Here is a 26,461-nt window from a genome sequence, read left to right on the forward strand (position 1 = left end):
TTTGCCGAGGGAGGAGGATGGATATGATTTTAGGATTGACAGGCGGGATCGCCACTGGCAAGAGCACAGTCACAGGGATGCTCAGAGAACGCGGGATTCCCGTGATCGATGCGGATCAGATTGCCAGAGAAGTCGTAGAGCCGGGGAAACCAGCCTATGAAGCGATTGTGCGTCATTTTGGAAGAGACATTTTGCTGGAAGACGGTCAGATTGATCGAAAAGGGCTGGGAGAAATCGTGTTCTCAGACGAATCCGAGCGACAAAAGCTGAATGCCATCGTCCATCCTGAGGTACGGAGAGTCATGCGGGAGGAAGCGGAAGCAGCAGAGGCCAACGGGGCTGACATCGTGTTTATGGACATCCCGCTGTTGTTCGAGAGCAAGCTGCAACACATGGTCGAGAAAATCGTCGTGGTCTACGCGCCAGGCGATATGCAGCTCGCCCGCATGATGGAACGGGACGAGTTGGAAGAAGAACAGGCGCAAAAACGGTTGCGAGCGCAATTTCCGATTGACCAGAAGAAGCTGGAAGCCGACTTTTTGATCGACAACTCCTTTTCACGCGAAGAGACAGAGCGACAAGTGGAAGCCCTTCTCGCCGAGATTCGGGCGGAGCTGCGATCATGAAATCAGGCAAACGCGCAGCATTCATCCTGCTCGTCTTGATGAGCGTTTTTTTGCTGCAAGGCACGCCTATGGTTTGGAAGTGGATGTACCCGATCAAGTATCAGCAGGAAATTTTGACAGCAGCGATCAAATACAATGTGGACCCTTATCTCGTGTTGGCCGTCATCCGTTCGGAGAGTGGCTTCAAGACGGATCGCGTCTCGAAAAAGGGCGCAGTTGGCTTGATGCAAATCATGCCCGACACCGCTGAATGGATCGTCACTCAGGCCAAATTTCAACCGAAAGACGAGCAATACTTGTACGATCCGGTCATGAACATCGAGATCGGAACATGGTATTTGAACTTTTTGCTCAATCGGTATGAGGGCGATCTGATCAAGGTCGTCGCCGCCTACAACGCCGGCCCGGGAAAAGTGAACGGCTGGCTGACGACCGAGCAGTGGAGCGGGCACCGCGAGACGATTGAAGACATTCCGTTCGGGGAGACGCGCCAGTACGTGCAGCGAGTCCTCTATTATCATGACCGTTACAAGCGCATATATGACTTCCAATTGAGGTAAAAGCCGCTTCTCGTGTATGAGGGCGGCTTTTGTTCGTGTTTAGGGCAGGCTAAGAAACAAAACGGACAAAAAATAGGAGGGGAAAATCGTCCAAATATTTATTTTTCAGTAAAACACATTGATAATTGTGTTATACTTATTATAATGAAAGTAACAGATGAGCGTAACTTAATCGCGAAAGGGGTTTCTATTTATGACAATCAAAATTGGTATTAATGGTTTCGGCCGTATCGGGCGCATGGTATTCCGCCGCGCTATTCAGGACCCCAACATTGAAATCGTAGCGATCAACGCTAGCTACCCAGCGGAGACGCTTGCACATTTGCTCAAATACGATACCATTCACGGACGCCTGCAAAATAAAGTAGAAGTACAAGACAACAAAATCATCGTAGATGGCAAAGCGACAGTTGTCCTGTCTGACCGCGACCCGCTGAAACTGCCTTGGGGCGAACTGGGCGTGGAAATCGTCGTAGAAGCGACAGGCAAATTCAAAGACCGCGAAGGCGCTGGCAAGCACCTGCAAAGCGGAGCGAAAAAAGTAGTCATTACCGCTCCTGCCAAGGAAGAAGACGCAACGATTGTGATGGGTGTAAACGATACCATCTACGACCATGCGAATCACCATATCGTGTCCAACGCTTCCTGCACAACCAACTGCCTCGCTCCTGTGGCAAAAGTGCTGAATGATGCATTCGGCATCGAGCAAGGCTTGATGACAACCATTCACTCGATTACGAACGATCAGGTAAACATCGACAACCCACACAAAGACCTGCGCCGTGCCCGCGCTGCTGGCGAGTCCATCATCCCGACCACTACAGGTGCTGCCCGCGCGGTAGGCAAAGTGTTGCCTGAGCTGAACGGCAAGCTGAACGGCTTCGCGCTGCGTGTCCCAACTCCTAACGTGTCGGTTGTGGACCTGGTGATCAACACGAAAAAGCCTGTAACGGTCGAAGAAGTGAACCGCGTGCTGCGCGAAGCGAGCGAAGGCCATATGAAAGGCTACCTGGAATTTTGCGACGAGCCGCTCGTATCCAGCGACTTCAACGGAAACGACAACTCCTCGATCGTAGACGGTTTGTCCACCATGGTAATGGGAACCAACCAAGTAAAAGTGATCGCTTGGTACGACAACGAGTGGGGCTATTCCTGCCGCGTTGTTGACCTGGTTCGCCACGTATCTGAGATGCACAACCAAACAACTGTGAAAGAAGCGGCTACAGCTGGTGTAAACTAAGTTGCTGCTATGGAGAACCCTCTGTCCCGATTGAACGGGCAGAGGGTTTTTTCATGACATGAGAAGGGAAAAGAAAAAGCTTCGCCGCAAGTGGGCGAAGCCGGATATGTTTGCAAGCAAGTCACGAGGATTCGGATTCAGACAATCCACTGATGTTAAACAACTGGTCATCTTCGAACCCGATGATAAACAGCCTGATGTTCTCCTTGAGGTTGAGATCGTAAGGAGCGATGACATCGTTGCCGCGGCCGTCTCTCAGGATACGCACCGTTGGCCGATGCGAATAGTCCGGGTCAACACGGCTGACTACTCCTGTCTCGCCTGTATTGAGAACGACGCTGCTTCCGATCGGGAAGATGGCGATATGCTTGATAAAGGCGTTCACGAGATGGTGCTCGAACAGGTGACCGCCCGAGCCGAGCAAGTATTCGACGGCATCTTGCGGCATGTATCGTTTACGCCAAGGACGAGGCGAAGTCAATGAATCGTAAATATCGCAGATGCCCACGATTTGGGCAAATTCGTGAATCTGCTTTCCGACCAGTCCTTGAGGATATCCGCTTCCGTTCAGCCGTTCGTGGTGCTGCAAGCAGACGTGTGCGGACATCAAAGAAATGTCATGCTGCTTGCGGAGCAGATTAAATCCGAGCGTGGTATGCTGCTTGGCAATCTCTTGTTCTTCCGCGTTCCAGCGCTCTTTTTTCTGCAACAACTCTTCAGGCAAGCTGACTTTGCCGATATCATGCAGCATGGCCCCAACGCCCAGGTTCATCAGTTGTGTCCGGTTGTAGCCGATCGACATGCCGACGGCTGTCGCGAGCACGGCCACGTTGACCGAGTGATGATACAAGGACGGAGAGTGAGAAGAGATTGTCGTCAGGTGGCCGACCATTTGTTTATTTTGCATCAGGTCGTCCAGAATGGAGCTAAAAGCCCGTTGAAAATGCAACCCCATCTCTTTCAAGGAGATTTTACGGGCGAGCTTGTTTGAGTTGGTGATCTGCTTGATCGTCTTTTCGATGACTTCGACCGCGATTTGTCTAGTCTGGGGGCGAATGACTTCCTCCACCACGATGTCTTCTGTACGCGGGTCATCGATGTACACAGAGTCCACACCAGATCGCTGGAGCCCAGAAATCAAGCGCTCTGTCAATTGCATACCGACGCCAAGCAGCACTTTGCCATCTTCCGTGAAAACGGTACGGCCGAGCTTCATTCCCGGCTGGACTTGTCTTAAAGAAACTAAACGCATTGCAATCCCTCCAACAGTACCCATATTGTACTCCAAACGACTTATCATATAAATAGGTACAAGGATTGACTTGACTTCTGACTGGAATATGAGGGACACTGTAGACATGTATTGTCAATATTGGAGTTGATTCTGATATGCGTTGTCCATTTTGTGAATACAACGGGACTAAAGTCCTGGATTCGCGTCCGTTTAATCATAATAAATCGATCCGTCGCCGCCGTGAGTGCGAATCGTGCGAGCGTCGCTTTACTACATTTGAAATGGTCGAGGAGACCCCGCTGTTGATTGTGAAAAAGGATGGCACCCGCGAAGAGTTCAGCCGTGAAAAGGTGCTGCGCGGATTGGTGCGCGCCTGCGAGAAGCGGCCCGTTCCTTTGGAAGTCCTGGAAAATGTGGTAAACGACATCGAAAAAGAATTGCGCAGTTGCGGCCAGGCCGAGATCCCGAGCAACGACGTCGGGGAAAAGGTCATGGAACGTTTGTACCACGTAGATGAAGTCGCTTACGTCCGTTTCGCGTCCGTTTACCGCCAATTCAAAGATATCAATGTATTCATGAAAGAGCTGGAGGAGCTTCTGACGCAGGCGAGGGGCAGCCAGCCATCATCCCCAAAAGAATCATAGAGAAAGGCGGACGCGTCCGCTCCTATAGATTTCTCCTCACGCTCTTGCGAAAAAACGCCAGGGCTTCTTTGCTTTCCAGTTATTTTTCTACGCACATTCGTTTGCCATGCTATAATAAAAGAATCGAATTTTGTCAGGAAGGAAAGATCGGATGCGCCGTTTAGTCTGGAACGAATTGTTGCCCAAGGATCGTTATTTGGTGCGGCTGGCAAGACCTCTCAGTTTTTCGGAAATGGGGTTTGTCACGCAGTTGTACTTGCCGATCATTGGCGTCGAATCGTACGCCCTCTACCAAATGCTTGTCCATAGCATGCAGGAAGCGAGCGGGGCCTCTGCGGAGGGAACCCACCGCAGTCTCATGCTTGCGTCTTCCTTGTCCCTGGATCGTTTGCTGGATGCGCGTGAACGTCTGGAGGCCATCGGACTTGTAGAAGTGCGCCGCCGCGAAAACCAGCAGCGCGATTATTACTACGAATACTTGATCAAACCTCCGCTTGCACCCGGAGAGTTTTTTGCCGATTACGTCCTCTCGCTGATGCTGCTCAACAAGATCGAAAACGTCCGCTTCTCCCAGCTGCGCCAGCAGTATGCGGATGGGCTGGGCAGCCAGTTGGCGGAAGAATATTCGCAGGTCGAAAACATAACGAAAGATTTTCATGAAGTGTTCCAATCGTTGAAACCGTCGGAGCTGGAAGTGAAAAAAGGTTCGGAGCGCGAGCGCTTTTTGAGCGAGATGGAGACGAGCTTCCCGCAGGCTGCGATGAAATCCGGCTTCGAGGCCCAGGTGAACCACTCGCTGAGCGTGTCGTCGCTGCGGCTTTATTTGCCGGACAATGCCGATCCTGCCAAGGTTCTGGATGGCAAAAGCATGGAGCTGTTGTTTTCCCTCTGCCATTTTTATCAGTTGGACAGTTGGGGAATGGGGCAGGAACTGCGGGACTGGACGTTGTACAATACGGATCGGAGTTTGGACGGGGATGTGCTGCGCAAACGGCTCATGCAGCGCTACACGGAAGACAAGCTGTACCGCAGCGATTCGGCGCCTGCATCGCTGGATGACGACTGGGGGCCAGGCAAGTTGCCCGAGCCGGGCAGCGAAGCGTTTGTCCGTGCATGCCGCTTGCTTTCCCCGCTTGCGCTGCTCGAAAAGGTCGTGGGCGGCCGCGTGAGCAAAGTGTACTTGGAGCGGGCGGAGACGCTCGTTTTTGCAGACGGCATGTCCGCTGAAGTAGTGAACGCACTGCTTTTGCACACGCTCGCCAGCATGCAAATGGAGCTGCCAAAAGCGTACATGGAGACGATTCGCGACAGCTGGAAGGCCAAGCGGATCGCCACGGTCGATGAAGCGGTGAAGCAGATCGTAGAGCGCTCCGAGCAACGGGCGCAATCGGCCGAGAAAGCCAAGACAGCGAAAAAGGAAACGACGCCAGTCAGACGCAACGGCAGGGCGATTTTGCAAGACAAGCTGCCGGCTTCGGTGGAGTGGCAAATGTCGCAGGAAAAGGCAGCGCCAGACGTTGCCAAAGGACAGTCGATTCAAGATTTTCCGGACTTGCAGAAGAGACTGGAAACACTGCGAAAACGGAAGTAAGGAGCGTGAGGGAAAATGGAATCTATCAGTGAGTTCATGCAGGAGCTTGCCAAGCGAACACCGCGTCAGCTGCTGACACCCGATCAGCAATTGGATAAAATGTTTCGTTCGTCCGCCTATCTGAAAGCATTTCAAGCGGAGCACCCGGCATTGACCCGAGACGATTACCTGCGCTCGCTCTCCAGTATATATACAGCGGTCAAAGAACAGTATTGGTGCGAGCGTTGTCCAGGGCTGAAAGAGTGCCCGAATCTGGTCAAGGGCCACAGCACGCAGCTGGAAGTGGCCCACCAGAACATCGTCAGCTCCATCACTCCCTGTTCCAAGCAGCTTGCCCATGAGGAAGAAGTGCGCCGCCGCCGCCTCATGCGCAGCTACTACGTGTCAGAAGAGACATTGAACGCGAGCTTTGAAGGAATGGTCATCGACACAGACAATTTGGCCTCGGTGGAAGCGGCCGTGCAGTTTTGTGAAAAGATCGGCACGGGCGAGCGGGTAAAAGGTCTGTATTTTCACGGCCCGTTCGGCGTAGGAAAAAGCTACATCATGGGCGCGATCGGCCGCGAGCTTTCCGAGAAGAACGTGGCTTCCCTGCTCGTTTACGTTCCCGATTTTATCCGCGAAATGAAAGACTCGATCTCGGATCAATCGTATGCCGGAAAGCTCGAGTTGCTCAAAGAAGTGCCCGTGCTTATCTTGGACGATATTGGCGCGGAAAACTTGACGCCATGGGTGCGCGACGAGATTTTGGGAGTCATCCTGAACCAGCGGGCGAACAATCACCTGCCGACTTTGTTTACATCGAATTACTCGCTGGAGGAACTACAGGAGCATCTGTCTATCTCCAACGGCAACCGGATTGAACAGACGAAAGCGGCCCGGATCATGGAGCGGATTCGCCATTTTGTGGACGTCTACGAAATCCGCCGCCAGAACCACCGAGCGGGCAACTAATGAGAACAGGCTGGAAACCTCCCAATAGGAGAGAGCCAGCACTTCTCTGCCGCGATGGTACGGTCCAAACAGGACGTGCGAATGGACGGCGACGGGAGAGGCGTTGATTCCCAGCGATTCAGCCATCGTCATCGCCCGCGCCAAATGGTAGTCGTGGCTAATGATCAACACATGTCGAATAGAGTGCTTTTCCAAAACCTGCTGGCTATTCAGCAGGTTTTCGTATGTACTGGTAGATTCGTCTTCCATGAGAATCTGCCCGGACGGAACGCCGTGGGCGATCAAATACTCGCGGCTGACCTCTGCTTCTGTTCGCGTCTTGCCTTCACCAAGCCCGCCAGTGACCAGCAAAGTGGAAACGTACCCATCTTCGTACAGCCGGACGGCTTGCTCCAGTCGTTCGCGCAGTCCGGGACTGGGGCCTTCCCCCCACACAGCAGCGCCGAGGACAATTCCGATATCGGCATGGCGAGGAATCGCCTGTGCGGCTGCTTGTTCAATCCGCCACCAATGATAGCCGACCCACACTCCGCCGATCAGAAAAAGGATAGCCAACGCGATCAAAACTCTTCGCGGAAAAAATATTTGCAGTCGTTTTGCTAGATTCTTCATTTTTTTGCTGCTCCCTTGTATCTCTCTTTTTCGCACAAATGCTAGTTCTTTCTCTTTCATTAGACGTGGAAACAGCTGTCTAGTTACACCCTTCGACACATGGCCGACATAAATCACTGGTAAATTATTTCTCGCAAATGCCGATATAGTAATGGTGGAATGGTTTCGAAAAACAGCAAATGTCATACTTGCGAGGAGGCTGGCAATGTTCTGGAAAAAAACAATGCTCTTGTTTCTGGCCGCCCTGCTTTTTGTGGGAACCGGGAGCGCAGGGGTCGGATTGGCTGCGGAAGTAATCAACCGCCTGGTGCTGACCAAAAACGAGGTAACGGTAGAGTTGGGTGACACGGTATCCGTAGGAGCCACAGCCCTTTACGAGAGCGGAAAAACAGAAGATGTTACGGTAAAGACGAATTGGCAAAGCCCTGACCAGGGCAAAGTGATTAACGTCTACTCAGGACAAATCACGGCCAAGGCTGTTGGAAACGCCGTAGTTACTGCGGAATATATGGGCCAGACAGCCATCGTCAATGTAACCGTCACGAAAAAAGTCAAGGCGCTGTCGTTGAATCAGCAGTCGGTCAACACCCGCATCGGGGAAGAGAAAACGGTTGAATTGACTGCGTATTACAGCGAAGGCGAACCGGAAAAAGTAACAGAAAAAGCAGACTGGTCGATCGACAAGCCGGCCGTCGCCACCGTGATCAACGGCAAGATCAGAGGGCTTAGCTCCGGTACGGCAACGATTACTGCCAAGTTTGGCAGTCAGTCTACAAGCATGCAGGTAAGCGTCGAGATTGCGCATCGACTCGACCCGGACAAAACCCAACTGTCGCTGCTTTTGGGAGAATCGCAAAACATCGTGCTGACCGCGATTTATCCGGATGGCTCCGAAGATAAGGATGTCGCTGCAAAAGCAGAATGGTCTTCTGACAACGCTGCAGTAGCAGACGCCATCAAAGGAAAAATTACCGCCTACAGCGCGGGTACTGCCACCATTACCGCCACATACGGGACAAAAACAGCTACGATCAAGGTGGATGTGGACAATACGCAACGACTGGTCGTTTCGCCACAAAACGTCTTTTTGAAAGTTGGCGCAGAGCAGACGGTCAAGCTGGAAGCTACCTATGCCAACTCCACCACTCCTGTCGACGTGAAGGACAAGGCAGAATGGTCCTCGGACAAGGAAAACGTCGCTTACTACAGCAACGGGAAAATTCATGCTGTAGCTTCAGGCGAAGCCGTCATTACGGCGAAATACAGCAACAAAACGGTGCAAATTCTCGTTGATGTAGAAGTGCCGCGCTCGCTGGATATCATTCCGTCCTACCTGACGATGCAAAGCGGCAAAAGCGTGGAAGTAGGAACGGCACCAAATGGCAACAACGTAGTGGTAAAAGCTTATTTTGCAGATGGACAAAGTGAGTATATTACGGACAAGCTGGAATGGTCCTCGGATCAACCGGACATCGTGTTTGCCAGCGGGAAAACCATTACGGCTTACAAAGCGGGCTCCGCGACATTGACGGCGAAATACGGCGGCAAGACAGCGAACTTCGTGGTAGACGTGGATGTACCGCAAAGCTTGACAGCCAATCCTTCCAAAGTGGCAATTCAGGTGGGCGACGTCAAGCAGATCACAGTAACGGCTGCCTTCCCGAACGCAAGCAGTGAAGATGTGACACAAAAAGTCACCTGGACATCCAGCGCGCCAGCAGTTGCAACCGTGCGCCAAGGTCTGGTCACAGGTGTAGCGACGGGTGCCGCAACGATCACAGCGACGTTTGGCACACGCTCGATCACCATTCCGGTATCGGTCGGTGTCCTGCAATCTTTGACGGTAGACAAAAAGTCAGTGGTCTTAAGCAAAGGCGACAGCCAGGAAGTCAAGCTGACCGCCACTTATGCGGATGGAACAGTCAAAAACAACATCAATGAGCAAGCGACTTGGACGTCCACTTCTGCGGCAGTAGCCGAAGTGAACGCAGGCAAAATTACAGCAATCGGCTCCGGGAAAGCGACGATCACAGGTTCTTTTGAAGGCAAGAGCGTGACCGTGACGGTCGAGGTAGACCAGGCACAGACCTTGACCATCAATCCGCGAATCTTGATCATCAACGTCAATGACACGGCCTCAATCGAATTGAAAGCGACAGACGCTTCCGGCGCCACTATCGATGTATCCAAAACCGCAGATTGGACCTCGACCAACCTGAAGGTAGCCGATGTGGAAAACGGCAAAGTGCGTGGGCTTGCCAACGGTCGCGCGACAATCACTTTCAAATACGGAAGCAAGTCTGTATCGCTTCCGGTAGAAGTAGGCATTGTGACCAAGCTGGAGGCGGACAAGCGCTTTGTCAGCCTGAAATCAAACGGTGGCGGGGTACAAATCACCCTGACCGCAACCATGTCAGACGGCCGCACGATGGACGTCACGAACATGGCAGACTGGAAGGTCAGCAACTATAAAATTGCCGACGTATCCAAAGGCTTGGTCAAAGGTCTGGCTTTCGGCAAAGCCACAATCAGCGCCAAATACAGCGACAAGAGCGTGAGCATCCCGGTCGATGTGGACACGCTGAAATATTTGAAAACAGACGTCGTTCAAGTCGTCATGAGCAAAGGCGAGTCGAAGCAAGTCAGCGCGATCGCTACTTACATGGACGGCACCGAAGCGAACGTCACGAAGCCAGCCCTGTGGACCACCTCTCGCCTGCTCGTAGCAGACGTGAAGGACGGGATCATCAAGGCGACTGGCTCCGGCAAAGCTACCATTTACGTCAGCTACGGCGGCAAGAAAACGCCAATCGTCGTAACCGTACGCTAGATCTGATCTATAGAAGCATTAGCTCCAGGGGGTGTCTCATCAGCCGAGTATTCGGCAGGAGACCCCCTTTTTTTAGGGAAAAGAGAAAAGGGAGGGGCCACACATGCCCAAGATCAAGGACTTAGGGAATTTTGAGGTGTTGCCAGAGATTGCAGCGCACATTTACGAAGGAAATGTCGACGCTTTGCAGGCAGCTTTGGCAGCCGGCTGGGATCTGGAAAAAGAAATCGTCTTGAGCCAATACACGACAGTCAGCCCGCTAGAGTTGGCGTTAATGGCGGAGAAGCTGGAAGTAGTCAAGCTTCTCGTCGAACACGGCGCCAACCTCAATGCGAAAGAGAAGCCTGCTTTTTTGCTGGCTGTCCGCTATTGCAAAGAAAACATCGTCCGCTATGTTCATGCACAAGGCGCCCGCATGGATATGGTAAATCGGGTCAAATCCGGCGCATATGAGCAAGCCTACTACGGCCAAAAAAGCAATATCCCGCTGATCCACGAGCTCGGTCTGGACATCAGACAGCACGCAGGAGAGGTGCTGCGCAAGGCCGCAGCGGACAACGACCGCAAAACAATCGATTACTTGCTGGAGCATGGCGTAGACATCAACTACAATCAGCCAGACATGGTCTATCCGTACAAGGCAACACCGCTGACCGTCGCAACCCGCATGGGCAACGTCGGCATGGTCAAATACTTGGTCGAGCGCGGCGCAGACGTCACCTTCGCGGAAAAAGGCGGCGAGCGCCCCTATACGATTGCCGTCAGCAACAAGCAGGAGGAACTGGCCGCCTATTTAAAATCGTTGGAGCCCGCCGAGCTGCATGATCTGGAGAACAGAAAATACGAACTGCAAAAGCACAAGCTGTCCGCCGAGCTAATCGCCTTCCTCACCGGAGACAACTTGCACGTGAAGCTTGCAGACAATGATTTCGAGATAAAGCACATCGATTTTTTGTCCCTGACAGATACAGTCGAAATGAAAATCGGCCGCAAAAAGCTGCTGCGCATCTCCGCCTGCGTCGACAACTACTCCGGTCTGGTTTTGGTATGGAATCCACAGAAAAAAGGCATGATCGGCTGCTACGACGAGGAGCACCAGGAATATGCCGACCTGGCCAGCTTTGCAGAATTTATGAAGCGGCCGGAGGTTTATTTGATGAAGTTTATGGAGGGGGAGTTGGGAGAGTAGGGCGTGGGAAGAGAGAGGGAGGCAGGTAAGGGGTCTGGGGAGTAATGTTTGCGGCTTGGTGGGGTGAGTCAGAGAGAGCAACTGGAGCGGAAGGGTCACCCACCAGCTTTGCCCCCTATTCCTCTTCGCCACTCGGCTGCTCCCCAAAAAGAAAGCACGATTAGCACAGCTGACACACCATCAGGTCATCAAACTAACGACTCCCTTCTTTAAATGAAAAGGCGAAGGAATGGCCGAAGGATTTTTCAAAAGGAGTGGGAATTTTTCCTGTTTTTTCGCTTGCAGTGTAAACGGACCGTGTGCTATACTTAGAACACTGAGGCGGTAATATCGCTGAAGAATACATAATGGGGCATTAGCTCAGCTGGGAGAGCGCTACACTGGCAGTGTAGAGGTCAGCGGTTCGATCCCGCTATGCTCCACCATAAAAAGACCTTGAGACGCTTGAATTTCCGAGCGTTTTTTGTTTTTCTGATAAGAAATCGATTCTCTTGTGTTGGGCTGTGGTCACACAGTTGGTCACACTGGGTAGTTTCAGAGGTTTATTTGCTCATTATTAGGGCACCTATCGACCAATCAGAGATAAATAATTCTCGATCTTAAAAAAACTCGCTCAGTCCATAATCTTGTGACTGAGCGAGTTTTCATGTCATTATCCAAACAACATATTGCCAAATTGTTTAGCGGTCTCTTTATGAACGGTTGGTAAAACGTGGGTATAAGTATCAAGAGTAACTCTGATATCGCTATGCCCAAGGATTTCTTTTACTACTTTTGGATTTACTCCTTGGGTGAGCAGCAATGTGGCAACAGTATGACGGAGCCCGTGGAATTTTATCTTAGGCACCTTTGCCTTTTTCATTAGCCTATAAAAGTCACGGAGCAAATTTCGGGGATTGATCGGGGTTCCCGTCTTAGTGCAAACGACAAGGTTGTAATCTTGGTAGCTTGATCCGGCAGCAAGCTTTTCCTTTGCTACCCTCTTCTTGTGGGCCTTGAGTTCCTCGATTGTTTTTTCAGTAAGTGTAATGGTTCGAGTGCTTGATTTGGTTTTGGTTTCTTTGGAGAAATGCTTTCCGTCATGGCTCAATGTTTGACGAACTTGAAGAGTTCCATTCTCTAAATCTATATCCTTCCATCGGAGGCCGAGTATTTCTCCTTGCCTCATTCCTGTTGTCAGGGCGAGAAGATACGCCATGGATAAATTGCTACCTTCAGTCTCTTTGAGGAAACGGGTGGTTTCTTCTAAATTCCACACCAGCATTTCCTTTCGAGGGACCTTGGGAGTCTCCACATCTGCTGCTGGGCTGTAAGAAATATACTTTCGCTTAACGGCCATCTTCAAAGAGCTCTTGACGATCTTATGAATATCTAAAATGGTGGTCTCTGATAATCCTTTTTCTTTTGCCAAGTGAGCGTAGAATTTTTCGATCATCTGTGGTGTGATTTTTCTGAGTTCTACCTTTTTAAAATATGCGACGATGTGTTTCTGGACGTTGTGTCTGTAGGTAGCAAGTGTAACAGGCTTTAGCTTTAAAGCTTTGCTATCCAGCCATTCACCTTCTAAAAATTCACTGTATCCCAGTTTGGTATTTTTGATATAGGTATTCTCATCTACCTGTTGCAGAATTTTCCTCATTTCTCTCAAAGCTTCTTTTTCTGTACGAAATCCCCGGCGCTTGATTTGTCTTCTCTTGCCGAGTTCATCTTTCCCCGCGCTGACAACAAACCAGTATGTACCTGTCTTTGAGTCTTTGTTAACTTTCATTTACGCATAACCTCCACTTGGTTAGTCATTTAGGAAACAAAAATAAGCAGGAGCATTTGGCCCCTGCCGATTTACAAAGCTGTTACTCAACAAATGATTTTTTACTGTAATATGCTGTCAGATTGGAATGAACTGCATGAAAGCCAATAACAGCTCATCTAGGCGAAACTTAATCAGCTAATTCTCTGTAACGCTCCAGTTTCATATCCGTCTGTGTGAGAACAAAATCAATGACGGCTGCTTTTGGTACTCGATAGCCTTTCAGTTTGATCGCCTTTATTCGTCCAGTCCTCAACAGATCATATACTTTGGAGCGGCCTAAATTCAGAGCTTCCATTACATCCTCAACTGACATGATGTCATCGTACTGAGTAAACATAGTCTCATCCTTTCTTTACAGGCTTTTCTCTTGTTTGAAATAGATGCAAGTCATTTCAACGAGTTCAATTATCATATTGTTCTGTGCAAGTTAGTTTTAATTGATTGTCGTTCGTTCGATTTAGTTGACGTTCAATACTACTGATACTAAGAGCAATGACAGACAGGCTACTTAGAAGATGGATGCCACGAAATCAGAGAGGTGTGGTAAAATAATCCTGCTAGGTGTGACCATGATTTTTTATTTGGATCTTAACAGTGTTCAAATAGTTGCTGCCAATGAATACTTCATACAGAAACAACAAATTGTACAGTTATAGAAAGCCTATAATCATGGGTTTTCTATCTAACTACCTTGCTTCCTTACTTCCTAATAGTCCAAATGATTGCAGATGGAGAATGATAAATGTTTAAAGGTATGAAGCTGTTTACTGACTCTTATCATATAAGTAGTGACTCTCTCTATGGCATTCATGAAATTGAGAAAATGAGAGCGACCTTTAATCAAGCTTTTGAGGAGAATAACATTGAAATCTTTGTAGATGATGATTTTACCGTTATCTATGGTGATCCATCTGATCATCTATCCACTTACGAGTTGAACGCCGATCCTATTTTGAATAAATATTTCTTCTTCCCAATCGCTAAACTCTATTTGGATGATGGCTCTAATAAGCGAGATATGGGAATTAGAATGTGCTTTGTTAAGGAAGGAAAGCGTGGAATAAAATGCCACGTATTTGATATTGCAAGCAAGCAATATGAAAAGGTCGGAAGTTGGTCTAAGGCACAAGAATTCTTCGGAAATAAGTATATTAGTAATAATATTCGCAAGATGTACCCCACATATATATCTGTGTGTAACAAGATTTCCGGTCAATTAGAAAAGAGACCACATATTGTTTATACAACTCAAAACGGTTGGGTCGAAGGGGGTCATAACTGGTTCTACGTCCCTGTTTCTCCTAGTGACGAATGTGACTTGCTCTACAGTGAGTCATTAAACTCAAAGTATAAAATGAGTCCAGCTAGACATTTAACCAGCCAGGAGGCATTCCGGCAAACATGGAGTATGTTAGACATTGCGGACAAGAGAATAACATTGCCGCTTTTGTCTTACACTTTTTTGTCTCTGATTACAAGCTTAATGAACTATAATGCAGATGATTTTCCCAAATTTACAATCTGCATTTCGGGTAACAATGAGTTACTGAATCAACAAGGTTTTGCCAACCTGTTTTGTAACTTGTATGACAGAAAAATGAATATTTTCAGCTTAAATTCTGTGTATCACATTAACTCGGACATGGACAAAAATACAATTGAAAAGAAGTTCTCCAAAATTAGGGATGGCATTCTGATCATTAATGCCAATACACGCCCAAAACTTATTGAGCGGTCAATACGAGGGATGCAAAACCTCAATGCTGAGAACATGCTGCTGATCCTAAATGAAAAAAGGTTAGATAAAGAGTTTGTATTGAATCTTGATATAAGCGAAGTTGACATTAATTCCTCCCATTTAGAGTACCAGCGGCAAAATACTGATTTACTAGCGTCATCGGTCTTTCATGCTATTGAGTTCTTTAGAAGATCGTTTCAACTCGCAGACACTTCTACTCTAAAGAAAATGGAAGGGTATCTACGCAAACGATATAAGTACTTCCGGAAGCTTCTTGAGAAGGACGATACTCGGCAGGACGAAGATAAATTACACATGTATTCGTGCCTGCTGATAGGGCTTGATCTATTACTTAATCCAGTAAAAAATGATTTGCTCGTGTTTAGTCACAACATAGGTGACGAAAAAGTACAGGCATATATGGACGAAGCGGTGCAGCTTTTCCAACAAGAGTGTACAACTGAAGATACGGCTGCTGTGATCGAGAGTAAAATGACAACCGAGAATAACGGACAGCCGATAAAGGATGAACATATTGTTTTTCTTGAAAAACTGTTTGAATTGCTGCCAACGCCAATACCACGTTTTCAAGATAAAAACGACAATCCTGATATATTTACTTGGACGGATAAAAAGGACGAAAACATTATTTGGATTAAGAATTCCGTTTTTCAAACGATTTTGTTATCTATCTACAGCAAGTTTGAAGAACTAGATGAAGATGAGCGAAGATCGACCATTACTAAATATAAGACCAGGATTTACGAAATGCTGCGTTCCAATGAAATTTCCGTTATTTTGCCTAAGAATGGTGACCCACAAAATAGTACTATTAAAATTGGGACTACCGAAAAAGACGATTACACAGGGAATAGAGCTATCGGGACGCGCAAGCCGTGTTCAGTTTTCAAAATGGACAGACGGAGAGCAGAAGAGTATCTAAACTCTTTAAAGAATTGAATGATTCAGTATCAGAAGGCGTATAGACAAAGCGAAACGATGTCATAAACTGCGAGGCCTTGCTAGTTCCAAGGCTTGATTGAAGAACTATCTACAGACTAATTCCGAGTCTCAATAAAAGAAAAACTACACGGTCAGCACTTGATTGACACTCCGTGTAGTTTTTTATTTGCCAAGTAACAGTACCTCGACTTAAATAATACTCCCCCTCCGCCAGCAGAGTCTGACACTACCTGCAAATAGCGGTACTTCGGGGAATAAGGCGAGGTACGGAGAATGATTGACATGATGTACATTACCTGTCGGCTATCTGCCACTGAGTATAAAACGTGCAGAGAACGATTGAATCAATACTTGGATAAGAATTTCCATTCACATAAGCTTCGCAAAGATCGATTTGATAAAACTGCTCTCGTGACGAATGGGTTGGCAAAATGGGGTTTTCAAGAAATCCGATTGCGGAAGGGGTGTTGGGCAAATACGATGGAGATACGCTTTCGCCCGCAGCTGCTAATAAACCAACAAGGGTATTATCAACTGACATCCATCCGGCAATTTGAGCAGATACACATTCTATTCAATTATTTGTTGCTTGATCTTCTCTCACTACCAGTCCCCGATTTTTTTGCTTGGACTGCCAAGAGAGTTGAGGCTGCTGTTGATCTGGCCGTAGACGAACAGCTTATCCCGAAATATATCGTCCTCTTCAAAAAAGGATATATCCCTGAGTATTTTTGGATGGCAAAACTGACAAGAACGTATTGGGATTCAGTGACGAATGTTTATTTAATGTCCGCTAACAAAACCGTTAACTGGTATAATCGGTACGCGACTTTGCAGGAAAAAACTAAGAAATCGAACAAGCAATATATGGACTTCTCTGAGACGAGAGGAATTCTACGTTTTGAGACTCAGGTTAGAGACAATATGAAATCAGTGATGGATACGCTGAACCAGACTTATTTAAAACAGGAAGTTATGAAATTCTACAACTTGATTGTAGGAAAGGGTGACTATTATTCCCTGGAGAAAGCACTCACCATTGTACGTCAAAACACCTCGAATCAGACAAAGCGTATGGCGCTTGAAAGACTGCTACGGCTTCTTGAGAGATGCGGAAGTATTCATGCTGCAAAGGATTGCTTCCTTGAAGGACAGAACGCTGACAAAGCTGCTGACAAATTTAGTAAACGCATCAATCAGCTACGTAATCTAGGTATAAATCCTGTGCTGTTGCCTCCTGAATGGGGAATAGAGTGGTTAGAGAATTTATACGACAAGATCAATGCCACGGCTGACAAAGAGGAAAAAGGAGCCAAGAGCCTTAGGGAATTGGGAGTGCTTACTATGTCTGTTTAAAATAACAGAAGGAGCTATTCGCCCCTTCTGTTGTTGTACTGTCAAGATAAAACTTACCTCTGTATTTCTGGTCTAAGAAGCCTTTTTCCAATCCCATTTACGCCACTTAACCGATTCCCCGTGCTCTTTGCGTACTAAGTCTTTCAACATCCACAAAAAGTTATTGGAATTATCAAAATCACCCGTTAAGCAACCCGCACAAAATTGATGGCAATTATCCAGCAGCACATTGTACTTTCTAATCGCTTCCAGATTGTCATTTGCTCGGGCTCCTGCCATAGGGAAGCCGATGGACCAGTCTCTATCAGAATAACAAGGAACATAGATTTCATGGTTAAACGTAGTGATATGATTTGTGAATTCTTCTAATGAGACTCTTTCGACGAGTCCTTGTCCATTCAGATGAATGATAGAATTCTGACCAACGAAAATACCTGAATGTTCCGCAATACCAAAGCCTAATTCAGTGTACACAACTGAACCATATGATGGTGCTATGTTCCTAGTTGTTCCCCAAAACATATAAAGACCTCCTTTAGAAATAGGAATGAATTACTTCCAAGAATTTGCAAGTTGTCATTACTTGATCTTGATTTCCATATACACGATTTTATTGTCAGCATTGTTGACCGTCAGATTTACAATGGTCGGTCTCTGGCTGCCAGCAAAGTTGTAACTATATAGGGTTGTATTCTTGACTCCTTCATTTGTATGGAGGGGCTTTCCAAATACTTGAGTTGCCTTGTCCAAGCTGTCGTTAGTCCGTATCCCTTGAATGTTATAAATGCTGTTTGTAGGGATGATAATTTGCTTTACAATGTTACTTTGATTGTCGACAACCAGTTCAAAGCCTTCCAAGGCGTACAGTGTTTCACCCTGAGATGTGTTTTTGTCTTTAACCTCGAACAATTTTTTTATTTCTTCTTCCGAGGCTGTTAATCCTAGCATCTTGGAAAGGTCGAGACTCTGGGACTGCAGACTTCCATTATAGGCAACGAAATCGATGCTGGATATTTGATCAGAGTTAAAATCAGTGGAAAACAGTAAAAGGAAATCTTCATTCGTCAAATACATGGCATTTTTCTTTCCATCTTTGACTGTACTCAAATTTGGCTTACCAAGCCGGGTTACATTTTCGTCAAAGGACGAACCAATCGTGACATCAAAGATTTTATAGGTATCTGATGAGGGAGATTTCATCATGTCATTCTGCATGGAAATTTCTAGTGCGCCTTTTTCGGTCCCGCTCACCATAAATCCCGCATCATATCCAAAACTGTAGCCGTCTGCATCCTCACGAACAATTTCAGAGGGTTTTCCGAACTTCTCGATAATCTGTTGCTTGCTCATTGTAGTCATTTTAGTTAATTCATAGGCCGTAGATTCGCCACCAGATGATAAAATTCCAACAAACAAAAAGAGAGCAAATACTGACAAGAGCCAGAACCACCAGCGTTTTAGGAGCGGTTTTTTTCTTGGTCTTCCAATTGATTGACTGATCTCTTGCTTGGACATGTGTGAAAATTCCCCTTTTCTATTTGAGTGTTAGTATATGCTTTTAAACTCTTTCCCTGATGAGTAATAACGATGTTCGTATTATCTATGAGCACTTCAAGGAGGCACTGCTTGATGTCGTCAGGGGTTAGAAAATCCAGCGGTTGATGACCCCGGCAATCTTGGTTCATCCCTCCTCTCGTTGATTCGTATGAGGATATAAGAGCGAGGAGAGAAATTCCAAGAGCGGATGAAATTTTTTCGAGTACCTTAATCGTAGGGTTCTTTTCTCCACGTTCGATTTGACCGATGTAAGACGTATTTACGCCCGCATTCAAAGCAAGCTGCTCTTGACTCATCCCGTTCTTCAGCCGATGGAGTCGAATACTTTCCCCAATAGCTTCCATGTTTTCCATGCCTCTCACCCCTAGTAAAACGATAGACTTTCTTCAAAGTGCTCTCAATAGGATATAGTGAGGATGCCAGTGTCTATAGTCTCGAATTGATGCGGAGTGTACTGATTTACCGGATAAAGGCGTTGGGCAATGGGATTAGAAATGCCCGTTTTCTTTCAGACTATAGAACCGGTTGCCGCCAATAATGACGTGATCCAGTACTTCTATGCCAATGATTTCGCCAGCTTCCCGAAGGCGTTTTGTCAAAATCAAGTCTTCAGTAGATGGAGTCGAATCTCCGCTCGGGTGATTGTGGGCGCATATGAGAGAAGCGCTGCAACGCTTGATTGCAGCGCGGAAAACTTCTCTTGGGTGGACGATTGCGGCATTTAGGGAGCCAATAGAGATAATCTCCTTGCATATGACCCTATTCTTTGTATTTAGGAATAAGCAGATAAAATGTTCCTTGGCTTGATACCTTACTTCGGGTTCAAGTAGATCATATACATCCTTTGGGGTTCGAATGGTGTATTGTTCGCTCAATGGAATAGTAAGAACCTTTGCAAGTTTAAGTAGTGCAGTAATTTGTCTTGCCTTTCCAACTCCAATACCCTTGATGGCTATCAATTGTTGTTCAGTGGCGTCCATTAATTCTGTTGGTGTCGGAAATTGGTGAAATAGCTCTTGGATGACATAACTATCTTGACGTTCTCTTAATGTCTCGGAAATCAATTTTTTCAGATCTTCATTGTGGTGTACGATCATCGAGTAATCCTCCTTAATTTTATAAGAAAATTGAAATAGAAAGTGCCGAACACGTTTGATTGTGTTCGGCACTTTGCATTAACACTACTCAAGTAGATTATCTATATGAATAGGTTACAGGTATATAATATGTAACTAAAATTAGGGATATTACGACAAAAAGAACGTTTGTTTGGAAGGAATTGGTGCTAATTTGACGAACCGTGAAACTAGAGTAGTTCAATAGTCTTGTAATCTAATTAAAGGTGGCGAATAATCTTGTCAACAAACATTCACTCCGCGAAAGCACCAATGCTGGGGTATCGATTTCAGCCACTTTACGCACTAATGGTATTGTGGCAAGAATCAGATGATGATTTCGATCAAGTAAGTGTTGAATCTGATGATGATGTTGTACTTAAAGGTAAAGAAATTAAGCTTTATCAATTAAAGCATAGCGCTGGAAAAAACGGAACTCTTACGATAAAGAACGATGGTTTTTGGAAAACTATTAGAATATGGTCGCAGTATGCTGACACTTCAAATTATAAGTTGTTCTTTGTTACTGGAGATACTGTTGCCCAAAATGATCCGTTGATAAAACTGGTAAATGGCGATACCGATAGAGTAGATATCATTACCTTAATGGAGGCTGAAGCGAAAGCCGTTATTTCAGCAAGGAAACAAGCAGTTGCTAACCGGAAGCAAAAACTGCCATATGAAACAAGATTCCAAGGCTGTGAAGCTTTTTTAAAATTATCTGCTAACCAACGCAAAAAGTTGTTAGACAAAATTACGGTTCGCCCCGATACTTTTAATATTTTTGATATTCATAACCAAGTTATTGATCAACTAGGTCAAATGGTAATAAAAAAAGTGCGTCCGCTCATTGCACAGCGATTACTGGAGTGGTGGGATAATAGGATGCTTAATGCCACTCTAGGAATTAGCAAAACTGAACTTCTGTTTCAGCTTCAAAATTTAATTGCTCAATTTCAGGATAACAATCTATCGGATGATTATTCCAAATTAACCCCAACTTCAATTCAATCGGAGTTAGGTGGTTATATGGAGAAGCAGATTGATTTAGTTAATGGAGGCGATAGTAGAAAAAGAAGGGCAGCGGTAGCAAGATGGAGAGCCAGAAATCAAAGGGAAAAATGGATTCAGGACGATGTGCTTAATGCGATGGAGCTTGAGGAATACGATTGCCAATTAATAGAGACTTGGACATATCGACATGAACCAATGAAAGAAGATTTAGAAGGTGAATCAGAAGATATATGCAAAAAAAGAGGTCTAAAGTTGCTTGACTGGATTCATGATGATTCTCATCTACACATTCATCCAATTAGAAGTGAATGGAAACAGCACTTTTTAATTCATGGTTCATTCCAGCAACTATCAGAAGATTTGAAAGTTGGTTGGCATCCTAGATATGATGAATTGTTGAGGGATGAACGATGATTTCGACGGATGTATTTTCAATTACTAATCCTGCTCTTGGATCATTGGTAATATGGTCATTCTTACAAGGATATGAAGAAAATGAGAAAAGCGGTTGTTCTTTTCCTTTACTCTTCTTACCACTCCCATTAATACTATCTAAATCAATACGAGATGAATTCAAAGGAACAAATGCGGAAACTGGATTGTATACTTGGATTACTAGAAAGCAGAACGTTTTAATCAATCTTGATTTAAGAATAAATAAATGCAGTGATTTAACAAGAAACGCCATTATTTTTGGTTGCACAAATGAAATACTAGTCATTCGAGAAAATGGTAAACTTCATTCTAACAACAAAGGAGTTTATAAAGGTCGGATAAATAATTCTTCTGATGAGGTTAAAGAAATGATAAATGTCTCCAAGAAGTTGGGGATTTGGTTATCACAAATCAACTCAACATCAAGTATATTAAACAGTTTGGGGTTAACGTTATGAAGAGATGGAATATTCGACAGATACTTTTATATAGTCATGATGGTCGAAGAAATGAAATAACTTTTGATCTTGAAAAAGTGAATATAATAACTGGAGATTCACAAACAGGTAAATCAGCAATTCCAGAAATCATCGATTATGTCATGGGATCAAGTGAGTGTCATATCCCTACATATGTAAGAAGAAGTGTAGCTTGGGTTGGTGTCTTATGGAAAAAGGATGAAACTGAATATGCTATGTTTAGAAAGGTACCAAGAGCCCCCTATGTATCAAGTAATGAAATGCATTATCTTACAGGAAAAGTGGTAAATATTCCTAACACAGCAAATGAAATCCCTTCTTCCACTAATTTAGATGGAGCACTTAGAAAATTTGAACGATTAGTAGGGATGGGAAATGTTAAAAGTGAAGTTTTTGGAACGTCGAGGGATCGCAAGGCAGTTACAATAAGAAGTGCAATGCCTTTATTATTGCAAGACGATAATATTATTATTAATAAAACTACGCTCTTAAGAGGACTTAATGATTATAAAAGACGACAAACAATTATAGATGCATTACCATATTATCTTGGAATTATTGATGAAGATACTATGGAAAAGGAAGTAGAATTAAAAATATTAAGCAAGCAACTAAGGCGCATTGAAAAAAATAGTAATGAAGATGAGCAAATTTCTGGAAGTATAAAAGCTCATACTTTATTGTATCAAGCAGCACAACTAGGACTATGTGAAGTCCCATCTTTTGGGGCTACTGAAGAAACTGTTTTCAGTATGCTAAATAATATTGCACAATGGAATCCTACCGTAGATTCTTCCACTGAAGAAGATAAGTTATCTGAGTTATATGATCAATTAAGTGTTCTACAGAATGAGGCCATTTCGATTAAAAGACGAATTAATTATACGAAAAAATCAATTCATTTTGCTGATGAGTTTGAAAATACTATCAGTAACCAGAAAAGACGACTAGATGTCATAAATATATTTAAAAATCCAGCTGAACCAGATTCATGTCCACTGTGCCAACAAAATCTCAATAAAGAGATTAAACCAATTAAACTTATAAATGAAACTGTAAGTAAAGTCCAAATGGATTTAAATAATATAGAAAAAGAAAGACCAAAGTTAGATGAATATATTAACTATTTGAAAGAACTTTTAGGTTCTACAGAAGAGAAGATATCAATAGTTCAGAATGAAATTGCTTCTCTTATAAAGGAAAACGAAAGTATTGAAGCAGGATTAGATTTAAAAGATAGAAGGAATAGATTGGTAGGGGTTGTGAATTTTTATCTTAACTCAGTTAATAAAGTAGCTGCGAAAACTTCATCGACCACTTATTCAGACATTTCTACATTACGAAGACGTATTGAGGAACTAAATTCAGAACTAGATGTTGAATCGAAAAAAGAAGCACTTGAAAATGCTGAACGAAGAATTGCAAATACTGCTAAGGAGATTATTTCTAAACTTCCCTTTGAGAACAGATATAAAGATAATCCAATTTATTTAAACTTTCGTGATCTCAAAGTAGGTGTTTCCTTACCAACTCGTATCGAATACATGAGAGATGTAGGTTCAGATGAAAATTATTTAAGTCTCCATGTTTCAATTTTGCTTGCATTACATCGACATTTTGCTGAATTAAATCGACCTGTTCCGGGAGTGTTATTATTTGATCAATTAAGTCGTCCCTATTTTCCTTCTGACGATGAACCTGAAATCATCGAAATTGGGGAAGAGCGTGACAATGATACAAGTGCATTGTTAAAGTATTTTAATTTGCTATTTGAAGAGGTTAACCGTGGCGAATCATTACAAATAATAGTTATAGAACACGCTTATTTTAATAATCATCCTGAGTATAAAAAAGCAGTTAAGAAGAGATGGAAGAAAGGGATCGATGGTTTAATCCCTATTGGCTGGCCTGAGAAAGATTAGATTACGGGAAATATTAAAATTGGAAATCTGAGTTTCATAAAGAAGATGGAGCATTAAACTGCTTGCATCCTTTTGGTAAATGAGTCATTGATTAGGAGAATGGTTATGCAAACAAACATTGAGGTAAAAAAAATCGCTATTGAAATAATATCTAATTTAGTAAATATAAAAAATCAAATGTACGAGCATATTCTCAAGCCTGCTGGTATAAATAAACAATACTTCGCAGAATTATTAAAAAGAAGAAATCCAGATGGGAAGCAACTAACAAAAAGAGAAATGGGGGCAATAATTCTGGATTCTTTAGATAATAAGTCGGAATATCAAAAAAACATTCGAAAGATCATTAGTATTGGTGCAAATTGGTCGCAATATCATTTAGCAGATAATGAGATGCAAGCAAGGGCAACTGTACAAAAAGCGAGAGAAGTGCTCAATCTAATTGAAATCATGGAGGAAAAAGACGCAGAGATTCTTAGAAATGAGCGTGAAAATGAACGGATAAGGCTAGAGAAAGAGAAACAAAGAGTCAAGTTAGAAAGGCAACTTGAAATAAAAAAAAGTTCTAGTCTCTTATTAATGATGTACGATGAGCTTGTATTGATGAAGGATAATCCACAGAAAAGGGGTCTAATGCTAGAAGAGGTTATGAATTTACTCTTTAATGTCTATGGAATTGCACTTATGGAGAGTTTCCGTAGAAATTCAGGAGGAGAACAAATCGACGGAGCCTTTAAAATAGACGGATGGCATTACATAGTAGAAATAAAGTGGACAAATCAAGTAACAGATATAAGACAATTAGACTCTTTATATGGAAAAGTTGCACGCTCTGGGAAACAAACAATGGGAATGTTTCTTTCGGTGAATGGATGGTCAAGTCATGTTATTCCATTAATGAAACAGCAGCCTGATAAATCGATCTTCCTAATGGATGGTTTAGATTTGAGAATGGTTTTGACGCAAGAAATTTCTTTAATTGATCTATTGCATAAGAAAATTGGTAAGCTCAATATCGAAGCAGAACCTTTTGTAGGCGTAAATTCTTTATTATAAAGAATAAACTCCTTTTTGGAGATTTATATATGTAGAAATATGTTGTGTGAAGTTAACAATTGTAGAACGGGCAGTCTGTAAAATCGGAAGTATAAAAACATTTTCCCCGTTAATTTTCGATTTAATATTGATTAACTGTTCAATACCGAGAGGTTAGATTCAAAGGAGGAAACATTAGAATGTCAATAAATAATAATATTAGAAGTGGCTACTGGTCAATTTCTACACAAAAGCATCTAAAAGTCTTTAAAAGTGATTCGGCAGGTTTGTCTCAATTGGGTAATCTCAACTTAACTGGCAAAGTAGGTAGATTTCTTGGTGTCATAAGAGGTAACGGACAAATAACTGATATGAATAAGATTGAGCTTATGGCAAATAGTGTGGGGATAAATAATAAGCAAGAGCTCCACAAGATTGTACTTCCTGAACTTGAAGCAGCTTCGGATAAAAGAATTGAATTGATTAAAGATATCACTGGTGGAATTACTGGAATTGCTGAATATGTATACGACAATCCTACTGTACTTGCTATTTCTGGACAAGTTTTCGAAAATCAAAATCCGTCGGAGATAGAAAGAATCGTAATTAATACAATGGACGAGACTAAAAAAATTCCATATTTGCAAAGGGATTTAGTTCAAATTTTAACTTCACAAGGGTTTTCAGAGAAAGATGTTTCTATGTCACTTGCATTGCAGAATAACTTTAAACTAATAAGAATATTAGACAAAATGAAAAATCGAGAGCCGATTATTAGCAATGAATACGTCTGGGGGGATAATCATGAGAAAATTGCTATGGCAGTCTCGGGTCTAGATGGTTTTGAAAAAGAAACCTTAAAAACTATCATCGAGGCGATTCAAAATTTTCAGGGATTACCTCTAGAAAAGATAGATCCGAGTGCAAATAGCTTATTGTCATTGGCAAAGAAAACAGGCATGATTAATCCTACTACCATTGTTTCAACAAGAGGGCTCCAGAAAGACTTTGGTTTTAGTACTAACCTGTTACAGCCTGAAAATTACAATAATGACATTCTCGATGATGTTAAATTACTTCTAGCTTCAATTCGTTTTGGAGAAAATTACACTCCATATTCAACGATAAATGACCCGGAAAAATTCCTAACTAAGTTAATTGACTCAGGTGACATTGGACCACATGATGCTAATAAAACGGATTATACACTTCTCGAAAAAAAGGGTATTGTTAGAGTAGTAACTAAAACAAAGTATAATTCCTATTGGGGGACATATAGAACAGGTCCTTGTCTTGAACTGATAAGAACAGATGTCGCGAAGGAAGCCTTGAGCATTATCAAGCATCCAAACTATACTATGAACAACGACACTGAAATTACAGATTTTGGTTCTATGATGGATGTTGGAAGCTTTTTTACTCCAGAAGAGGAACGTATGAGGATGGCGGAAATGCCAGAACCTATGAAAGAAATAGAAGAATATACACTAAGAGTACTTAGAGGAGAAAATATTTAAGGAAGATGGTGACGCCTTTTGAACGAAATAAATAATCCGA

At 44.1% G+C, this 26,461-nt stretch carries 22 protein-coding genes, 1 tRNA gene and 1 pseudogene; 16 read left to right on the forward strand and 8 right to left on the reverse strand.

Features of this window, described 5'->3' with window-relative positions:
• Positions 1-17: 17 nt before the first annotated feature.
• The 3 genes from coaE to NST23_RS06845 all read left to right on the forward strand — a co-directional run bounded on the left by coaE (position 18) and on the right by NST23_RS06845 (position 2,426).
• On the forward strand, positions 18-626 hold the full coding sequence (coaE, locus tag NST23_RS06835; RefSeq protein ID WP_122962930.1) for a dephospho-CoA kinase: 609 nt from the start codon (positions 18-20) through the stop codon (positions 624-626).
• On the forward strand, positions 623-1,186 hold the full coding sequence (locus NST23_RS06840; protein ID WP_122962931.1) for a lytic transglycosylase domain-containing protein: 564 nt from the start codon (positions 623-625) through the stop codon (positions 1,184-1,186). Before coaE ends, NST23_RS06840 begins: the two co-directional genes overlap by 4 nt.
• Before the next feature lie 193 nt (positions 1,187-1,379).
• A complete protein-coding gene (locus NST23_RS06845) occupies positions 1,380-2,426 on the forward strand; it encodes a glyceraldehyde-3-phosphate dehydrogenase (protein WP_122962932.1) in 1,047 nt (348 codons plus the stop codon).
• Between the two features lie 121 nt (positions 2,427-2,547).
• Here the strand turns inward: NST23_RS06845 and NST23_RS06850 are convergent, their stop codons facing one another.
• The gene (locus NST23_RS06850) at positions 2,548-3,678 is read right to left on the reverse strand and encodes an HD-GYP domain-containing protein (RefSeq protein WP_122962933.1); all 1,131 of its coding nucleotides are present in this window, start codon (positions 3,676-3,678) and stop codon (positions 2,548-2,550) included.
• 137 nt (positions 3,679-3,815) lie between these two features.
• Between NST23_RS06850 and nrdR the strand changes: the two genes are divergently transcribed.
• From nrdR to dnaI, 3 genes are all read left to right on the forward strand, one after another.
• Positions 3,816-4,304, forward strand: coding sequence for a transcriptional regulator NrdR (gene nrdR, locus NST23_RS06855; RefSeq protein WP_122962934.1), 489 nt, complete (start codon positions 3,816-3,818; stop codon positions 4,302-4,304).
• Positions 4,305-4,455: 151 nt separating this feature from the next.
• Positions 4,456-5,895, forward strand: a complete 1,440-nt coding sequence (locus NST23_RS06860) for a replication initiation and membrane attachment family protein (protein ID WP_122962935.1) — start codon at positions 4,456-4,458, stop codon at positions 5,893-5,895.
• Positions 5,896-5,910: 15 nt separating this feature from the next.
• Entirely contained in the window at positions 5,911-6,849 is a 939-nt protein-coding gene (gene dnaI, locus NST23_RS06865) for a primosomal protein DnaI (RefSeq protein WP_122962936.1), read from the forward strand.
• A gap of 102 nt (positions 6,850-6,951) precedes the next feature.
• Here dnaI and NST23_RS06870 read toward each other — a convergent pair.
• Positions 6,952-7,647: pseudogene (locus NST23_RS06870) on the reverse strand (YdcF family protein); the annotation flags it as partial.
• Between the two features lie 19 nt (positions 7,648-7,666).
• Between NST23_RS06870 and NST23_RS06875 the strand changes: the two are divergent.
• The 3 genes from NST23_RS06875 (at position 7,667) to NST23_RS06885 (ending at position 11,905) form a co-directional block, all read left to right on the forward strand.
• Positions 7,667-10,291, forward strand: a complete 2,625-nt coding sequence (locus tag NST23_RS06875) for an Ig-like domain-containing protein (protein ID WP_122962937.1) — start codon at positions 7,667-7,669, stop codon at positions 10,289-10,291.
• A gap of 103 nt (positions 10,292-10,394) precedes the next feature.
• Positions 10,395-11,480 (forward strand): ankyrin repeat domain-containing protein, encoded by a 1,086-nt coding sequence (locus NST23_RS06880; RefSeq protein WP_340963374.1) that lies wholly within the window; start codon positions 10,395-10,397, stop codon positions 11,478-11,480.
• Positions 11,481-11,829: 349 nt separating this feature from the next.
• A tRNA-Ala gene (locus tag NST23_RS06885) sits at positions 11,830-11,905 on the forward strand.
• Between the two features lie 227 nt (positions 11,906-12,132).
• On the opposite strand, the gene NST23_RS06890 is transcribed toward NST23_RS06885, so the two are convergent.
• Together NST23_RS06890 and NST23_RS06895 are read right to left on the reverse strand one after the other, a co-directional pair.
• Complete coding sequence (locus NST23_RS06890) at positions 12,133-13,248, reverse strand: site-specific integrase (RefSeq protein ID WP_340963376.1); 1,116 nt, start codon at positions 13,246-13,248, stop codon at positions 12,133-12,135.
• Positions 13,249-13,417: 169 nt separating this feature from the next.
• On the reverse strand, positions 13,418-13,627 hold the full coding sequence (locus tag NST23_RS06895) for a helix-turn-helix domain-containing protein (protein WP_340963378.1): 210 nt from the start codon (positions 13,625-13,627) through the stop codon (positions 13,418-13,420).
• Between the two features lie 405 nt (positions 13,628-14,032).
• On the opposite strand from NST23_RS06895, the gene NST23_RS06900 reads away from it, so the two are divergent.
• Positions 14,033-15,988, forward strand: coding sequence for a hypothetical protein (locus NST23_RS06900; RefSeq protein WP_340963380.1), 1,956 nt, complete (start codon positions 14,033-14,035; stop codon positions 15,986-15,988).
• A gap of 285 nt (positions 15,989-16,273) precedes the next feature.
• Positions 16,274-17,347 carry a hypothetical protein gene (locus tag NST23_RS06905; protein WP_340963382.1) on the forward strand — a complete coding sequence of 358 codons (1,074 nt, stop codon included), beginning with the start codon at positions 16,274-16,276 and terminating at the stop codon, positions 17,345-17,347.
• A gap of 72 nt (positions 17,348-17,419) precedes the next feature.
• Here NST23_RS06905 and NST23_RS06910 read toward each other — a convergent pair whose 3' ends face one another.
• The 4 genes from NST23_RS06910 to radC all read right to left on the reverse strand — a co-directional run bounded on the left by NST23_RS06910 (position 17,420) and on the right by radC (position 20,001).
• The gene (locus tag NST23_RS06910; protein ID WP_340963385.1) at positions 17,420-17,869 is read right to left on the reverse strand and encodes a hypothetical protein; all 450 of its coding nucleotides are present in this window, start codon (positions 17,867-17,869) and stop codon (positions 17,420-17,422) included.
• A gap of 57 nt (positions 17,870-17,926) precedes the next feature.
• Entirely contained in the window at positions 17,927-18,862 is a 936-nt protein-coding gene (locus NST23_RS06915) for a hypothetical protein (protein ID WP_340963386.1), read from the reverse strand.
• Entirely contained in the window at positions 18,805-19,257 is a 453-nt protein-coding gene (locus NST23_RS06920) for a helix-turn-helix domain-containing protein (protein ID WP_340963387.1), read from the reverse strand. Before NST23_RS06920 ends, NST23_RS06915 begins: the two co-directional genes overlap by 58 nt.
• Before the next feature lie 135 nt (positions 19,258-19,392).
• Positions 19,393-20,001 carry a RadC family protein gene (gene radC / locus NST23_RS06925; protein WP_340963389.1) on the reverse strand — a complete coding sequence of 203 codons (609 nt, stop codon included), beginning with the start codon at positions 19,999-20,001 and terminating at the stop codon, positions 19,393-19,395.
• A gap of 258 nt (positions 20,002-20,259) precedes the next feature.
• On the opposite strand from radC, the gene NST23_RS06930 reads away from it, so the two are divergent.
• The 5 genes from NST23_RS06930 (at position 20,260) to NST23_RS06950 (ending at position 26,421) form a co-directional block, all read left to right on the forward strand.
• The gene (locus NST23_RS06930) at positions 20,260-21,447 is read left to right on the forward strand and encodes an ABC-three component system protein (RefSeq protein ID WP_340963391.1); all 1,188 of its coding nucleotides are present in this window, start codon (positions 20,260-20,262) and stop codon (positions 21,445-21,447) included.
• Complete coding sequence (locus NST23_RS06935) at positions 21,444-21,926, forward strand: three component ABC system middle component (protein WP_340963393.1); 483 nt, start codon at positions 21,444-21,446, stop codon at positions 21,924-21,926. Before NST23_RS06930 ends, NST23_RS06935 begins: the two co-directional genes overlap by 4 nt.
• Positions 21,923-23,869, forward strand: coding sequence for a DUF3732 domain-containing protein (locus tag NST23_RS06940; RefSeq protein ID WP_340963394.1), 1,947 nt, complete (start codon positions 21,923-21,925; stop codon positions 23,867-23,869). The genes NST23_RS06935 and NST23_RS06940 overlap by 4 nt, the downstream gene beginning before the upstream one ends.
• Positions 23,870-23,974: 105 nt before the next feature.
• Positions 23,975-24,925: a hypothetical protein gene (locus NST23_RS06945; RefSeq protein WP_340963396.1), complete on the forward strand. Its 951-nt coding sequence runs from the start codon at positions 23,975-23,977 to the stop codon at positions 24,923-24,925.
• 179 nt (positions 24,926-25,104) lie between these two features.
• On the forward strand, positions 25,105-26,421 hold the full coding sequence (locus NST23_RS06950; RefSeq protein ID WP_340963399.1) for a hypothetical protein: 1,317 nt from the start codon (positions 25,105-25,107) through the stop codon (positions 26,419-26,421).
• The last annotated feature ends 40 nt before the right edge of the window (positions 26,422-26,461 follow it).

This window comes from Brevibacillus sp. FSL K6-0770, from assembly GCF_038000275.1.
Classification (GTDB): domain Bacteria; phylum Bacillota; class Bacilli; order Brevibacillales; family Brevibacillaceae; genus Brevibacillus; species Brevibacillus parabrevis.